The 15,376-nt window shown below is 38.8% G+C and carries 13 protein-coding genes; 10 read left to right on the top strand and 3 right to left on the bottom strand.

Features of this window, described 5'->3' with window-relative positions; genetic code table 11:
* Positions 1-29 precede the first annotated feature (29 nt).
* The 7 genes from ACYVHJ_RS13050 to ACYVHJ_RS13020 all read left to right on the top strand — a co-directional run bounded on the left by ACYVHJ_RS13050 (position 30) and on the right by ACYVHJ_RS13020 (position 7,809).
* On the top strand, positions 30-596 hold the full coding sequence (locus ACYVHJ_RS13050; protein WP_460515459.1) for a nucleotide exchange factor GrpE: 567 nt from the start codon (positions 30-32) through the stop codon (positions 594-596).
* Between the two features lie 6 nt (positions 597-602).
* Positions 603-1,715, top strand: coding sequence for a molecular chaperone DnaJ (dnaJ, locus tag ACYVHJ_RS13045; RefSeq protein WP_339902877.1), 1,113 nt, complete (start codon positions 603-605; stop codon positions 1,713-1,715).
* A 69-nt stretch (positions 1,716-1,784) separates the two neighbouring features.
* Positions 1,785-2,672 carry a DUF4097 family beta strand repeat-containing protein gene (locus tag ACYVHJ_RS13040; RefSeq protein WP_460515457.1) on the top strand — a complete coding sequence of 296 codons (888 nt, stop codon included), beginning with the start codon at positions 1,785-1,787 and terminating at the stop codon, positions 2,670-2,672.
* Between the two features lie 67 nt (positions 2,673-2,739).
* Complete coding sequence (locus ACYVHJ_RS13035) at positions 2,740-3,642, top strand: ABC transporter ATP-binding protein (protein ID WP_460515454.1); 903 nt, start codon at positions 2,740-2,742, stop codon at positions 3,640-3,642.
* Positions 3,632-4,942 carry an ABC transporter permease gene (locus ACYVHJ_RS13030; RefSeq protein WP_460515452.1) on the top strand — a complete coding sequence of 437 codons (1,311 nt, stop codon included), beginning with the start codon at positions 3,632-3,634 and terminating at the stop codon, positions 4,940-4,942. The genes ACYVHJ_RS13035 and ACYVHJ_RS13030 overlap by 11 nt, the downstream gene beginning before the upstream one ends.
* A gap of 130 nt (positions 4,943-5,072) precedes the next feature.
* Complete coding sequence (locus tag ACYVHJ_RS13025; protein WP_460515450.1) at positions 5,073-6,281, top strand: sensor histidine kinase; 1,209 nt, start codon at positions 5,073-5,075, stop codon at positions 6,279-6,281.
* A gap of 16 nt (positions 6,282-6,297) precedes the next feature.
* The gene (locus ACYVHJ_RS13020) at positions 6,298-7,809 is read left to right on the top strand and encodes a glycoside hydrolase family 32 protein (RefSeq protein ID WP_460515448.1); all 1,512 of its coding nucleotides are present in this window, start codon (positions 6,298-6,300) and stop codon (positions 7,807-7,809) included.
* Between the two features lie 155 nt (positions 7,810-7,964).
* Here ACYVHJ_RS13020 and pruA read toward each other — a convergent pair whose 3' ends face one another.
* The 3 genes from pruA to ACYVHJ_RS13005 all read right to left on the bottom strand — a co-directional run bounded on the left by pruA (position 7,965) and on the right by ACYVHJ_RS13005 (position 10,838).
* Entirely contained in the window at positions 7,965-9,605 is a 1,641-nt protein-coding gene (gene pruA, locus ACYVHJ_RS13015; RefSeq protein ID WP_460515445.1) for an L-glutamate gamma-semialdehyde dehydrogenase, read from the bottom strand.
* A 147-nt stretch (positions 9,606-9,752) separates the two neighbouring features.
* Positions 9,753-10,448, bottom strand: a complete 696-nt coding sequence (locus ACYVHJ_RS13010; protein ID WP_339901161.1) for a YjjG family noncanonical pyrimidine nucleotidase — start codon at positions 10,446-10,448, stop codon at positions 9,753-9,755.
* Positions 10,449-10,454: 6 nt separating this feature from the next.
* Positions 10,455-10,838 (bottom strand): ArsR/SmtB family transcription factor, encoded by a 384-nt coding sequence (locus ACYVHJ_RS13005; protein WP_014019128.1) that lies wholly within the window; start codon positions 10,836-10,838, stop codon positions 10,455-10,457.
* A 146-nt stretch (positions 10,839-10,984) separates the two neighbouring features.
* Here ACYVHJ_RS13005 and ACYVHJ_RS13000 point away from each other — a divergent pair, with 146 nt between their 5' ends.
* From ACYVHJ_RS13000 to ACYVHJ_RS12990, 3 genes are all read left to right on the top strand, one after another.
* Positions 10,985-11,629, top strand: a complete 645-nt coding sequence (locus ACYVHJ_RS13000; protein WP_339901162.1) for a carboxypeptidase-like regulatory domain-containing protein — start codon at positions 10,985-10,987, stop codon at positions 11,627-11,629.
* A gap of 121 nt (positions 11,630-11,750) precedes the next feature.
* Positions 11,751-13,391, top strand: a complete 1,641-nt coding sequence (gene pafA, locus ACYVHJ_RS12995; RefSeq protein WP_460515442.1) for an alkaline phosphatase family protein — start codon at positions 11,751-11,753, stop codon at positions 13,389-13,391.
* A gap of 844 nt (positions 13,392-14,235) precedes the next feature.
* Positions 14,236-15,138 carry a TraB/GumN family protein gene (locus tag ACYVHJ_RS12990; RefSeq protein WP_460515440.1) on the top strand — a complete coding sequence of 301 codons (903 nt, stop codon included), beginning with the start codon at positions 14,236-14,238 and terminating at the stop codon, positions 15,136-15,138.
* The last annotated feature ends 238 nt before the right edge of the window (positions 15,139-15,376 follow it).

The raw sequence follows: 15,376 nt of genomic DNA, 5'->3' as shown, positions 1-15,376 counted from the left end.
AGATTGATTGAAGATAAAAGAATTGAATAATGACAGATAATGTGAATGAAGAAAAGGAACAAGGCTTAGATCAGGCAGATATAAGCGAAAACCTTAAAAATGAAGAAGATCTGAACAAAGAATCCGCGCAAGAAGATATAGAAGAGAAAGTGGAAGACGAAGCGGAGTCAGACAGTATGGCAAAAGAAAACCAGGAGCTGAAAGACAAATATGTCAGGTTGTATTCTGAATTTGAAAATTATCGAAGGAGAACTGCAAAGGAAAAGCTGGACATGATTAGTACAGCTTCCATAAACCTGATCCAAGAAATTCTTCCTGTAATGGATGACTTTGAAAGGTCTTTTAAGGTAGAGGGCAATGACCAAGAGGGAAGCAAGCTAATTTATAATAAATTAGGAAAAATTCTTGAATCCAAAGGTTTGTTGCCGATGGAAGATTTAATAGGTAAAGAATTTGACGCAGAATATCATGAAGCAATTACTCAAATTCCCGCTCCTTCAGAGGATTTGAAAGGGAAAATTGTAGATGTAGTTGAGAAAGGATACATGCTTTCAGATAAGGTGGTCCGATTTGCAAAAGTGGTAATAGGAAACTAAAAACTTATGGCTAAAAGAGATTATTACGAAGTTCTTGGAGTGGCGAAAGATGCAAGCCAAGAAGAAATAAAAAAGGCATATAGAAAACTGGCCATCAAATTTCATCCGGATAAAAACCCCGGTGATCCTACAGCTGAAGATAAGTTTAAGGAGGGAGCAGAGGCTTATGAAATATTAAGTAATCCGGAAAAAAGAAGACGGTACGATCAATATGGTCATCAAGGTGTAGGAGGAAATGCCGGCTATGGCGGTGGCGGCATGAATATGGATGACATCTTTTCTCAATTTGGAGACATCTTCGGTGGTGGTGGCGGATTTGATTCCTTTTTTGGCGGTGGAGGACGTAGTTCCCGACGTACCAAAAAAGGAACAAACCTTAGGGTAAAGTTGAAACTTAACCTTAGAGAACTTGCTAATGGGGTAGAGAAAAAGATCAAAGTAAAACGTCACATGATTGCTGATGGAGTAACTTTCAAAACATGCTCTACATGCCAAGGTCAAGGTCAAATTAAGAAAGTTGTCAATACCATGCTTGGACAGATGGTCTCTGCAAGTGCTTGCCCTACCTGTGAAGGCAGTGGACAGGTTGTAGATAAAAGACCTCCAAATGCCAATGCCAATGGGTTGGTAGTGAAAGAGGAAATCATACCTATCAACATTCCTGCCGGTGTTTCTGAAGGCATGCAGCTTAGCTTATCCAGTAAAGGTAATGAAGTGCCCGGCGGTATTCCGGGGGATTTATTGATCCTTATTGAAGAGATTGAGGATGAAGAATTGGTAAGGGATGGAAACAATGTTGTCTATGACCTTTACCTTAGTTTTGTAGATGTTGCTCTTGGATCATCCTTGGAGGTGCCAACAATCGATGGTAAAGTTAAAATAAAAATTGAACCGGGAACCCAGTCAGGGAAAATCCTGAGATTAAAAGGAAAAGGGATAAAAGAACTAAATGGTTATGGTAAAGGAGACCAATTGATTCATATCAATGTTTGGACACCTAAAGAAGTAAGTAAAGAGGAAAGGGAAAAGCTCGAGTCACTGCGAGATTCTGAAAACTTCAAGCCAAATCCTGGACAATCTGAGAAAAGTATATTTGATAAAGTTAAAGAATTTTTCTAAAATGAATGGGTCGGCCAACGGCCTTTTCTTTTTAGAAACCTTTTCCATCTTCCATCGTATTAATTCCCTATGTTTAAGGAATTAAATATATCGATATGTTTGGTCATTTTTATGGCCATTTCAACTGATGCGCAAATAATGCGTCATTTTGAAGTGGCAGAACGAAATGACATTGATCTGGTGAGCCTAAATTTCTCTAGTTATAAAGGGGTGTCTTATATCAACAGGTCCTATCATGGTGTACCTTTGTATGTAGATGCAGCTTTAGGGGAAGTAAATATATTGCCATCTTTCGCCCACGATTTAGTAGATGGAGTGCTCCATGCTCGCTTGGTGCATAAAAATGTAGAGTCGGAAAGTTTGAGTAAAAACCTTTCTTATAGGCTTTTTTCAAGCAGTGATGATGATTATGATCATAAGTGGGATGTAGGGTTAGATCCCAATTACCTCTATGACCTTCATTTTCAGTTTGGGATTGGAAAAGCCAGGATAGATTTTTCAAACCTGCCTGTTTCCAATTGTATTGTTAAAACTGCCTCGGCGGATGTATTTTTAGACTATGCCAATCAAGTGTCCAACTCTGTAAACATGGACACCTTGTCTGTAGCCATTAATATGGGCTCAGTATATGCTAACGACATGCAGTTTTCCAATGCCCGTCTTTTAATGTTTGATGTCAACTATGGATCCGTTAATCTAACTTTTAATGACACCATGGCCGGAGCTTCCCAGATACACACTATGGTGGGAGCCGGTTCGGTAAAAATAAAATTACCTCCTAAGAACCTACCATATTTGGTCAAAATTAAGTCAACTGCCATGTGCAGGACCAAATTGCCTTTTAGCTTGAAAAAAATTGATGATAAAACTTATGTGAGTAAGGGCTATTCAAAAGATGCTGAAAATCTCATGACCTTTTTAATTGATGTTTCAGTGGGTTCCGTATCTTTGGAATAGTTAGATTTTTGAATGGTGATTTCCGTTCATTATAAAGTTTCAAACCAGTTGATAAACTTTTGTTCACTTGGAAATATTAAGCATTCGATCATTAAATAAATCTTATGGATCACATGTTGCCCTTAAAGATTTTGATCTCTCTGTAAGTAAAGGCAAAATTTTCGGCCTATTGGGTCCCAATGGTGCAGGTAAAACAACGCTCATTCGAATCGTTAATCAAATAATAGACAAAGATTCAGGTGAGATTTATATCAATGGGCAATCCTTAAAAATGGAGCATGTCCGAAACATAGGTTACCTTCCCGAAGAAAGAGGGCTATACAAGGGAATGAAAGTAAAGGAGCAATTATTGTATTTTGCCCAAATAAAAGGTTTGCGAAAACAAGATGCCAAGCAAAAAATTACCAATTGGTTAGATAAACTTAACCTCAGCCAATGGAAAGACAACAAAATCCAGGACCTTTCTAAAGGTATGGCCCAGAAAGTACAGTTTATAGCCACTGTTATTCATAGGCCTGACTTACTGATTTTAGATGAACCTTTCTCAGGTTTTGATCCTGTAAACGCTGAGATTATCAAAAATGAAATTCTTGAATTACGGAATCAAGGGGTTACCATAGTATTGTCAACCCATAGAATGGAGTCCGTTGAATTGCTTTGTGATGAAATAGCAATGATCAATAGGTCACAAAAGATCCTAGACGGAACCATCCAAACCATTAAAGAAGAAGCCAAAACCAATGTTTTTAGAGTTAAGATGATTCCGGATAGTATGGAGTATGTCCCCATGGGAGAGGAGCTGCGTAGGCAGGATGGGATGCTAGAGTTTAAACTGCACTTAGAAGATCAAAAACCCAATGAACTGTTAAGTAGGCTTATGACTAAAGGGGAAATCCTTGGATTCGAAGAAATTGTGCCAAGTATCGAAGAGATATTCATTCAGAAAATTAATGAAAGTCATGGCGAATAAAATCTTCCTAGTCATTCAAAGAGAATATTTAGCAAGGGTTAAAAAGCGTTCTTTTCTCTTGGCAACACTTATTACACCACTCATTTTCCCTACAATTCTAGGCTTGTTTTTATGGGTGGGCATGTCCGACACCGTTGGTGAGGATAGAAAAGTGATTGAGGTGGTAGATGAGAACAATTCCTTTTTCTTGGAGAGTAATGAGCTGTACTCATTTTCTTACAGCGAGTTGGGGCAAGACGATGCCAAGTTATTGGTGCAAGAAGGACTAAGATTTGGTTTTCTTTACATTCCAAAACTAGACATACAAAATCCAAAAGGGATTGTGTTTTATAGTGAAGAAACGCCTCCAATATCCATGATTACTAATTTGGAAGCCTCCTTACAGAGTAAAATGGAGTCCCTGAGATTACAAGTTTCAGGTATTGACCCACTCCTTTTATCAGCCTTTAAAACAAATGTAGACATACAGTCGATCATTGTTAGCGAAGCCGGAGGAGAACGCATTTCAAATTCTGTTGTAAATTACGCCATCGGCTTTCTTGCCGGAATATTGATTTACACTTTCATATTTGTATATGGTAATCAGGTCATGCAAGGAGTAATAGAGGAAAAATCCAGTAGGATTATTGAGATACTGGTTTCCTCATTGAAGCCCTTTCAATTAATGATGGGCAAGATTATTGGTATTGGCGCAGTTGGTTTGACACAGTTTTTAATCTGGATACTACTGATAAGTTTGGTTTCTTCTTTGGTTATGGGGTATTTTGGTATGAAAATGCCTCAACAACAGATGTTGGAAATGTCTGGACAGCAAGGCCTTTTTCCTGCTGAAGGTAACCCGGAAATAGTTGAAATTTTGCAAATGATTCAAGGGCTGGACTTTGTGCAGATTACTTTGACGTTTTTGATTTATTTTGTAGGTGGTTATTTGCTCTATGGTGCTTTTTTTGCAGCGATTGGAGCAGCAGTAGATAGCCCATCTGATGCGCAGCAATTTATGTTTCCGGTAACCATTCCTTTATTGGTTGCCTATATGGGGCTATTTATTTTTGTTTTGGATGACCCCAATAGTAATGTTTCATTTTGGCTTTCCATAATTCCATTTACTTCTCCCGTAGCCATGATGGGGAGGGTTAGTTTTGGAGTGCCTTGGCATCATTTGGTGCTCTCAATTTCATTACTTGTGGCCGGGTTTTTATCAACTGCTTGGTTGGCCGGGAAAATTTATCGGATTGGAATTTTGGTTCATGGTTCCAAGGTAAATTACAAGGTGCTTTGGAAATGGTTGAAGCAAAATTAAGATCAAAGCAATACATTGTTGTCCAAAATGCCGGGTGAAATGTAGAATTTTCTGCCTTTCTAGGCAATAATGCGGGCTTTATATTGTTTCTCATTATGAACTTACTTAAGTTCGGGAACATCAAATTGCAATGAAGAAAAAATTCCAAGACCTTGCCTCTTTAGACCTCTATCAGAATAGGGAAAAAGTAAAATGGGCCATATTTGTTTTTTCCGTTGTTATAGGCTTGGGTTCAATATGGTATACCAATACCTTGGTTGAAGAGCTTAAGATCCGTGAAAAACGCCAAGTAGATTTGTACGCAGAGGCATTGGAATATGCCTCCGTAAATTCTGATAACCTGACCTTTGTTTTTCAGGTGATTATCCAAGAAAACAAATCCATTCCGGTAATTACGGTGAATGCCGCCGGGGAGCCAATGGAATATAAAAACATCAATTTCCCTTCAAATAGCACGGAAGACGAGATTAGGGACTATTTATTGGATGAGTTAGAATCCATGAAAGCCTTGTATGAACCGATCAGTCTCTCAGATGATGTTTTTATTTATTATCGAAATTCTGACTTACTCACAAGATTACAATACTATCCCTATGTGCAGCTCTCTGTGATTTTGGTGTTTGGACTTCTTGCGTATGCATTCCTTAATCAAAGTAAAGTAGCAGAACAAAATAGATTGTGGGCCGGCTTGACCAAGGAAACAGCTCATCAATTAGGTACCCCTTTGGCCTCGCTCATGGCTTGGATAGATTACCTCCGAAATTCTCCTGTATTTGATGAAAACAAGGAGGTGATCCTAGAAATTGAGAAAGATGTCAATAAATTGACCGTGGTAACTGAGCGGTTTAGTAATATAGGAAGTACACCAGTTATAAAACCCGAAAATGTATACCAAGTAGTAGGGGACGCTATCAATTATTTAAGGCCAAGAATTTCCAATAAAGTCAGCATTGAGCTTAATTCTCACGCTGAAAACATTTACGCCCAAATGAATAGGTCCTTATTTGAATGGGTGGTAGAAAATATTTGTAAAAATGCTGTCGATGCCATGAAAGGTCAGGGTGCTATTCATATTAATATCGTCAAAGAAAGTGAGCAATTTGTGTTTGTGGATATAGCAGACACGGGAAAAGGCATAGAAAAAAAGATGTTTACCAAAGTCTTTAATCCCGGTTTTACTACAAGAAAAAGAGGTTGGGGCTTGGGTTTGACCTTGGCCAAACGGATTATCGAAGGCTATCATAATGGACGTGTCTTTGTCAATGCTTCTGAATTAGGCAAAGGCACTTCTTTTAGAATTGTCTTGCATGGAGTCAAAGAAATGGATGAATTGCAATAAATATAAATAGATACCTATGAATGTTAGCAAACCTGTATACGTATTTATTCTGATTTCACTGTTAGGTTTTTCTTGTACTTCCCAAGAAAAAGAAACGGATGATTTGGCCCATCAAATAGAAACCTACAATGAGGCTCATAGACCACAGTTTCATTTTAGTCCACCAGCCAATTGGATGAATGACCCCAATGGAATGGTCTTTCACAAAGGAGAATACCACCTTTTTTACCAATATTACCCGGATAGCAATGTATGGGGTCCCATGCATTGGGGACATGCCGTTTCTAAAAATCTCGTAGAATGGGAAAATCTACCTGTTGCCATAGCGCCTGACAGTCTTGGGTGGATTTTTTCCGGTTCTGCAGTTTTAGATAGTGAAAATAGTAGCGGGCTTGGTACCCAAGAAAACCCTCCTTTGGTTGCGATCTATACTTATCATGATAATATAAAGGGAGAGGCCGGAAGGATTGATTTTCAAACCCAAGGTATAGCCTTCAGTGTAGACCATGGGAGGTCTTGGGAGAAATACAAAGGAAACCCAGTTCTTGCCAATCCGGGGATAAGAGATTTTAGGGACCCCAAGGTGAGGAAGGTCGTAGTCGAAGGAAAGGAAAAATGGATCATGTCACTGGCCGTAAAGGACAAAATAAGCTTTTATATCTCACCAAACCTTATCGAATGGTCCCATATGAGTGATTTTAATCCCGAATGGGCTGCGTATGGAGGAGTTTGGGAATGTCCCGATTTGTTTCCCTTGAAAACTCAAGATGGAAAAGAAAAGTGGGTTTTATTGGTTAGCATTAATCCAGGTGGACCAAATGGAGGATCCGCAACCCAGTATTTTGTCGGTGATTTTGATGGGCAATCTTTTACCACCAATCAGAAAGAAGTCAAATGGCTTGATTATGGTACGGATAATTATGCAGGAGTAACCTGGTCAAATGTTCCCGCATCAGATGGGCGGACATTATTTATTGGTTGGATGAGTAATTGGAATTATGCCCAGGTAGTGCCCACCAAGGTTTGGCGTTCTGCCATGACCGTTCCAAGAACCTTGTCTTTGTATGAAAATAAGAATGAATTATGGGTAGCGTCCAAGCCGGTAGAGGAGTTAGAACAATTGAGGGACCAAAGTGCTACATTAGAAGGAGAGAATATAGCACTTGAACATGAATTGCTTGAAATAGCCCTTAAACCAAAAGCAAGTGATTTTTCGGCTACCTTTCAAAATGGGGCGGGGGAAATGCTGGTTATAGGAAAAAAAGAGGGGAAATTATTTATTGACAGAACCAAGTCAGGCTTGACCGACTTCAAGGAAGAATTTGCTTCCATTATTAAAGCCCCATTGAAGGATTTAGAGATAAATGATATTGACATTTACCTGGATAGGGCTTCCATTGAAGTTTTTGTTAATGACGGAGCACTTGTTATGACTGCCTTGGTGTTTCCTACCGCAGCCTATACTGACCTTCAACTGAAAGGTTTCGAGACAAAGAATACACTTTATTCCCTGAAAGGGATATGGTAAAAGAAAAGGCAATATTGATGACAATATTGCCTTTTCTGTAGGTATTGTTTAAGCCAATAAATTATTTGTTCACTATTGATTGGTGGGCTAAGTGCAGGTGAGCTAGGAGAAAATAGCCCATGCATCCATCTTTGGACTTACTTAATAATATAGGTCTAATCCTTGTTAGCGCCTAGGAATGGGTACCTGTAGTCGCTGGCGCTTACAAAGGTTTCTTTGATTGTTCTTGGAGAAACCCAACGAAGCAAATTGATCATTGACCCTGCCTTGTCATTGGTTCCGGAAGCCCTGGATCCACCAAATGGTTGTTGCCCCACTACCGCTCCAGTAGGTTTGTCATTGATGTAAAAGTTTCCTGCAGCATGTCGGAGTTTGGTTGTAGCCAATTCAATGGCATACCTGTCTTTGGAAAAGATGGCACCTGTAAGGGCATATGGGGAACTTTGATCTACCAGTTCCAATGCTTCTTCAAAATGGTCTTCCTGATAGATATATAGGGTCAATACAGGCCCGAAAATTTCTTCCACCATGGTTTTATACAGGGGGTCTTGCACCAAAATTACCGTAGGCTCGATAAAGAATCCTTTGGTTTTGTCACAATTACCTCCGGCAAGTATTTCTACATTTGCTGCTGTTTTGGCATCTTCTATATAAGCACTTATTTTATCAAACGCTTTTTCATCGATTACAGCATTGATGAAATTACCAAAATCTTCTGTTCCTCCCATTTTCATGGAAGCAAGGTCAGCCAATAGGTGCTCCTTGACAGCCTCCCAAAGGTTAGAAGGAATATAGGCCCTTGATGCAGCACTACATTTCTGTCCCTGAAACTCAAAAGCTCCACGACTCAAGGCTGTAGCTACAGTTTTTGGATTAGCGGATTTATGGGCAATTACAAAGTCTTTGCCGCCTGTTTCTCCGACAATCCTGGGATAGGTTTTGTATTTGGATATGTTATTTCCAATTATTTTCCATAGAGATTGGAACACTCCGGTAGACCCGGTGAAATGTAGCCCGGCAAAATCAGGGTGAGAAAAAACAACATCCCCTGCTTCCGGACCATTTACATAGATCAGGTTGATCACACCATCGGGAAGGCCAGCCTCCTTAAATACCTCCATCAAAACACTGGCAGAGTAAATCTGAGTTTCGGCAGGTTTCCAAATCACGGTATTTCCCATCATGGCCGGAGCTGTGGGCAAATTACCAGCAATGGCGGTAAAATTGAAAGGCGTAATCGCAAAAACAAATCCTTCCAAAGGTCTTTGCTCCAGCCTGTTCCAAACACCATCCCCACTAATTGGAGGTTGCTGGGCATAGATTTCTGTCATGAATTTGACATTGAACCTAAGAAAATCTATCAATTCACAGGCCGCATCTATTTCTGCCTGAAAGGCATTTTTTGATTGGCCAAGCATGGTGGCAGCATTGATTTTATCACGGTATGGGCCGGCCAGTAAATCAGCAATCTTTAGGAAAATTGCTGCTCTTTGTTCCCATTGCATATTTTCCCAAGCCGGCTTGGCGCCTAAGGCTGCATTTATGGCTTGTTTAACATGCTCTTTGTCTCCCGAGTGAAATTGACCGATTTTATGCGCTCTGTCATGTGGAGGGTGTATGGCGGTGATGTTTCCGGTTTTCACTTCTTCACTACCGATATACATCGGAATGTCCACCTCTTGGTTTCTCGCTGTTTTTAGAGCATTTTGTAATGATGCCCTTTCTTTAGATCCGGGTGCATAATTTTTTACGGGTTCATTTTTTGGTTCCGGAACATTAAAAAAGCCTTTAAGCATAGTTGTATGGTCTTTTAACTTTGATTATGAGAGAACAATCCTTTGATTCTTTGTCATTCGACTTTTTTCCCTCACACAGAAGTTGATTAATAATGTGGTTATAAATCAAATATACAAATTATCACTCGCTTTAAAGAATGGATGGGCTTATAGAATATTTCCAAGCTCTGATAGGTGCTTAATTGTGAATGTTGGCTGAATTGTGATTTTTGTATTTAGCGGATTGTAATAAACCTGATCGATTTTGGCATTTTGTGCACCTTGAATATCCGATAATGGATTGTCTCCAATCATCAGACATTGCCTGGCATTGGCTTTTAATTGAACCAAAGTATGTTCAAAAATCCTTTTGTCAGGCTTTCTAAAACCTGAATTTTCAGAAGTTACAATCAAGTCAAAATAAGCATCCAACTTGGAAGATTTGAGTTTATTGTATTGACTTTGATTAAAACCGTTGGTAATGATATGCAATTGATATTTTGTTTTGAGGTAGTCCAGGATTTCAAAAGCCTGATCCATTACTTTTGGTTTGGAGGATGTTCGCAAAATAAACTCCTCCTCTAAGCCCTTTGGGATTTTGGATACCGGCAGTTTAGCTCTGTTGAAAACCTGCCTGAAACGCATGGCTCTCAGTTGATCTTTGTCTACCAAACCCTGGTTAAACTGCTCCCAAAGGTTGTGATTGGTTAATTGAAAGGCCTCAAAAAATAATTCAAAGCTAGGATTGCCCAGTTTTCCCAATTCATAATAGGCAAATAGTTCCAACAAAGAATCCCTGACATTGCTGTCATAATCCCATAAGGTATGGTCAAGGTCAAATAGTAGATGGCTGTATTTTTTCACTAATTGTTATTTTCTATAAGGGTTGTTTTCAATTTTATTGATGGCCAATTCCCTATTGGAATGCAATATCTCATAAACCTCCTGGTCACGTAGAAGGTTTTGATCTTTTTTAATGAATTTTAAAATTTGGTTTAGAATCTCATGTGCTTCATCCAAAACATAATAAAAAGTCCATTGGTCTTTTTTTCTACTGCCAATCAAACCTGCATTTTTCAAATAAGTGACATGGCGGCTTGTTTTGGTTTGGGTGAATTCTAAAATATGCTCGAGATCAGAAATACATAATTCTTCATTTTGCATGAGCAAGTGGAGTATTCTAACCCGAGCTTCTTCGGAAAGGGCTTTAAAGACCCGCATTCCATAGTTTAAACTTATGTTTTTTAACCGCATTTAATTAACTTTAACAAATAAATCGCTTTGAAGTTAATGAATTCAAAGGTAATTCACTTAATATCGTAAATTCATTGGGCTAATTACAAATAGTCAGAAATTTCTTGTTAATATATCGGGGGTATACCTCGAGTAAAATTGTAAAAGTGAGACAAAGACTAATCCTATCATTTGTTGTTTTATTGGGGCTTTTGGGAAATTCAAGAGATGTCTTTTCTCAGGAAACCAATGATAAAAAAATAATTCAGTTTTCAGGAATCATTCTGAATGCAGACAGTACAACTGCCATTCCCGGCGTAAATATTTATGTGCCAAAAAAAGGTAGAGGGACAAGTAGTAATCGGTTCGGCTATTTTTCAATGCCGGTGCTTGCCGGAGATAGCATTGTCTTTTCTTATATAGGCTTAAAAAGACAAACAGTAACCATACCCGAAGACATTGAAAAGGACGAGGTGAGTTATATACTTACCATGGTGCAAGATGAAATTGCCCTGGAGGAAGTTCAAGTGATGCCTTACCCTACGGAGGAAGAGTTTAAAAATGCAATTTTAGCTGTAAATGTAGATGCTGAACCTCCTTTAAATAGAGGGAATCTAAGTCCTCAATTGCTCTTGCGTTGGGCAGCTGAAATGCCTGCCTCAGGCAATGAGAACTTCAGACAATTTACCAACCAGCAAACCCAACAAACAATGGACCGCTATGGGCCTAGACCCATGCCATTGCTTAATCCATTTGCTTGGGCACAGTTTATCAAATCCATCAAAAATGGAGATTTGAAGAACAAAGACTAATTGTTAAGGTTTGAAACTTTTATTTTCCGTTTATCCCAATTTTACGCATTTATGATGCGCATCCCCTACTTTGGGTTTGCAAAAAGTTATATTTACAGGCAAAATTTTAAAATATAGCCATATGAAAAAATTGATTATACTGGGTTGCTTATTATTCTCCCAATTCAGTTTTGCTCAAGAGTACTCTGCGAGGGAAATTGAGCGACCAAAATTAGTGGTAGGAATTGTCGTGGATCAAATGCGACAGGAATATTTTTACAGGTTCCACGACCGATACGTTGAAGGAGGATTAAAGCGATTGATGCATGATGGTTTCATGATGCAGAATGGACATTACAATTATATCCCTACCTATACCGGCCCGGGTCATGCTTCTGTTTATACCGGCACTACTCCTGCAACTCATGGTATTATTGGCAATAACTGGTACATACGTGCGATGGATGATGATATTTATTGTGCCGAAGATAGTACCGTTTCAGCTGTTGGTGGAAGTGAAAGTAAGGGGAAAATATCTCCCAGAAACTTACTCACAACTACGATTACAGATGAGTTGAGGTTTGCCACAGGTAAAAGATCCAAGGTCGTAGGTGTAGCCATCAAGGACCGAGGAGCCGCTTTGCCGGCAGGACATTTAGGGGATGCCTATTGGTTTGACGGCAGCACCGGAAATTTTATGACCTCAGATTATTACTATGAGGAATTGCCTGCATGGGTAAAAAGTTTTAATGAGCGGAAGTTGGCTGCAAAATACCTTGACCAGACTTGGGAAACGCTTTTCCCAATAGAAACCTATATCCAGGGTGCATCAGATGACAATGAATTTGAATCACCTTTTAAGGGAAAAGCCAGACCTACATTTCCTTATGATTTGAAAAAATTACAGAAGGACAATGGAGGCTTGGGTATGATCAGTTCTACCCCTTATGGCAATACTTTCACTGTAGACATGGCTTTAGCAGCCATAGAAGGAGAGCAATTGGGTAAAAGAGGAGAAACCGACTTTTTGGCTGTGAGTTTTTCTACTCCGGATTATATCGGTCATAGATTTGGTCCTCAAGCCATAGAGGTGGAGGACAATTACCTGCGCCTAGACAGAGACCTGGCCAAATTTTTTGATTATCTGGACAAAGAAATTGGTAAAGGCCAATACTTGGTTTTCCTTACCGCTGATCATGGGGTGGCAGATGTGGTCAACTATATGAAAAGTGAGCGCGTAACAGCAGGAAGCTTGGATACCAAAGCTTTAACTACCGGTTTAGATAATTTTATCAAAGGAAAGTATGGAGAAGGAGATTGGATTTCCAATTTCTCCAATCAGCAAATATTCCTTAACAGAGAGTTGATTGCAGAAAATGGGCTTTCGCTGGCTGAGGTTCAGACTGAGGTTGCAGATTATTTGCTGACCTTTGATGGGATTAAGGAGACTTATACCGGCGAAACCATGCGCAACCAAGAATTTACCACAGGTCTGAAGCATTTATTGCAAATGGGTTACAATCACAAATCCTCCGGGGATGTGATGGTGGTTATGGAACCTGCTTGGCTTGCCAATGCAGGAAAGGGTACTACACATGGCACAGGTTTTACCTATGATACCAATGTACCAATTGTATTTTATGGTTGGGGTGTAAAACCGGGTAGCAGTAGCAGGTATGCGACCATTACAGATATTGCCCCAACTTTATCCATGATGTTAAAAACCAGGCTTCCAAATGGAGCTTCCGGTCAACCAATCCTTGAAATTGTTGATGCAAAATAATTCCTATAATTAGTTTATTGTATTGGAAATGCCTGGCTTAAAGTCAGGCATTTTTTTTGGGCAGAACATGCCGTATTGCATTTTATTGGTCAAGTCAATTTTTAAACCCGAAATATGCAATAAACCTTCTATTACCTGATGGAATCACTTCAAAAGCAATCACTTCGCTGCTATTACGAATCCTATTACATAATGCAGATTAAATTCTCCTTTATTTACTTGGCCTAGGTTTGACAGTAAATTATTTGGATATTTTTTTCATTTTTATTATGTTTATATAGGTTGATGTCTTAGTTATCAATAATTAATGTTGGGGATAAATTGGCGAATTGGAGAAGGTGGTTTTTTTACGCTTTCCGGAAATCAAATGGTATTTGGTAAATACCCTGAAATATATCGTTTAAAAAAAGGGGGGGACCTTCAACTTGTTTTAAGTTCGATCAAGCCATAAAGAGAATAAGGGCAGTAGAAAACAATAACATCCTAATATTGACTGAGAAAGATTGTTATTTAACACAGCAAAAAGGTGTTATTTTGGAACATTGGCCCAAATTAACAGAAGATGAAGTGGGGAGGCACCCCTAAATAGAAACCAAATTTTCGATGCCGATTTCCATAATGCACATTGCTTTTGGCGTATTGGGGAAAAAGGTCATTTGAACTTGTAGAAAAATCAAAAAAGAAAAAAAAGATCTACCAACAAGCAGCACCTCTTACCCCACATTGTGTAGCTTTTTTGAACAATGAAAAGCTGTTGTTTTCTTCTAAATTGATTTTCGATGGTAATACACCCAAGCCCTCCCTATTTGGTTTTACTAAAGGAGGATAATGACAAAAAAATAATATGGGAGGCAAATTGAGTCGCACAGTTATCATGCTGTTTTATCTTCAGCTTATTTCTTGTCAATTTGTTTGGGCTCAGGATGAAAATAAAATAGGTACCGACACCTTGAATACGGTGTTATTTAAAGTCACTTCTAGCCATTCGAACAAGGTTTCTTATCTTTTTGGTACCCACCATGCATTTGGAAAATCCTTCTTCGACACTTTATATAATGTCCACCAAGCTTTGTCAGCTAGTGAAGTGCTGATAAAAGAAAACTTGAATATTTCAGGGCATTTGGCAGAAGACATAATCAATAGGAGAACAGTCAAGACCAAATGGTCCAAATACTTGAAAAAAGATGAGCTTGCTTTTGTTAAAAACTTGTTCGCTTCCAGTCCAACCAATTTTCATAAAATGACACCAACGGAAATGTATGTTTTCCTGAACAGGCATTTCAATCAACAAGTTTGTCTGTCAAAAGACCAAACTGATCCTTCCCTTACCTTAGATGACTATATAGCCCTAAAAGCCAAGGAGCATAATGCAAAACTGTTTGGTCTTGAAACAACGGAAGAGCAAATAGAACTTATCAATAAAGATGTTGAAGGCATGCCACGAAAAGTACATAAAAGAAGGCTGTCAAATATTATTGCAAACATCAGTAGCCAAAGCAATAAAAACTGCGGGGAAACAGCATGGTACAAGCAAATGGAAATTGATTATCAATTTAGCCTGCCTTGTAGCAATAATTTACTGCTTACCGATAGGAATAATAAATGGATGGGTGACATTGTCAAATTGATTGAGTCTAACAATTGTTTCATTGCAGTAGGCTTAAGTCATTTGATGTACGAATGTGGAATAATTAAGCAATTGCAAAATCAGTCTTATACGATCTCACCGGTGATAGTAAATCAGTAGGAGGTATTCCCCTGCTAGGAGTAGATTGCATCTACTCCTTCGTATTTAAAGAAAATTTAAAAGTGAAAGAGATGAAATATTCAATTACCGCAACTAAAACATGCCATTGTTATTGGCTGCATCTGTAGGCACCTGTTGGATGGAATCCCAGTGTTCGCAGATTTTTCCCGCCTCATCAAATCTGAAAAAATCTCCGCTGTGTTTTGATTATAGTTGTAACTATCATAAAATTTTGTGA

The sequence above is a fragment of the Cyclobacterium sediminis genome, from assembly GCF_054781075.1.
The sequence above is the reverse complement of the archived record's forward strand: the minus strand, read 5'-3'. Positions and strand labels throughout refer to the sequence as shown.

Excerpts from the sequence above, each read along its gene's own strand:
- ACYVHJ_RS13030 (WP_460515452.1), top strand. The coding sequence starts at position 3,632 with ATGGCGAATAAAATCTTCCTAGTCATTCAAAGAGAATATTTAGCAAGG.
- ACYVHJ_RS13005 (WP_014019128.1), bottom strand. The coding sequence starts at position 10,838 with ATGCGGTTAAAAAACATAAGTTTAAACTATGGAATGCGGGTCTTTAAA.
- pafA (WP_460515442.1), top strand. The coding sequence starts at position 11,751 with ATGAAAAAATTGATTATACTGGGTTGCTTATTATTCTCCCAATTCAGT.
- pruA (WP_460515445.1), bottom strand. The coding sequence starts at position 9,605 with ATGCTTAAAGGCTTTTTTAATGTTCCGGAACCAAAAAATGAACCCGTA.
- ACYVHJ_RS13025 (WP_460515450.1), top strand. The coding sequence starts at position 5,073 with ATGAAGAAAAAATTCCAAGACCTTGCCTCTTTAGACCTCTATCAGAAT.
- ACYVHJ_RS12990 (WP_460515440.1), top strand. The coding sequence starts at position 14,236 with ATGGGAGGCAAATTGAGTCGCACAGTTATCATGCTGTTTTATCTTCAG.
- ACYVHJ_RS13020 (WP_460515448.1), top strand. The coding sequence starts at position 6,298 with ATGAATGTTAGCAAACCTGTATACGTATTTATTCTGATTTCACTGTTA.
- ACYVHJ_RS13050 (WP_460515459.1), top strand. The coding sequence starts at position 30 with ATGACAGATAATGTGAATGAAGAAAAGGAACAAGGCTTAGATCAGGCA.
- dnaJ (WP_339902877.1), top strand. The coding sequence starts at position 603 with ATGGCTAAAAGAGATTATTACGAAGTTCTTGGAGTGGCGAAAGATGCA.
- ACYVHJ_RS13040 (WP_460515457.1), top strand. The coding sequence starts at position 1,785 with ATGTTTAAGGAATTAAATATATCGATATGTTTGGTCATTTTTATGGCC.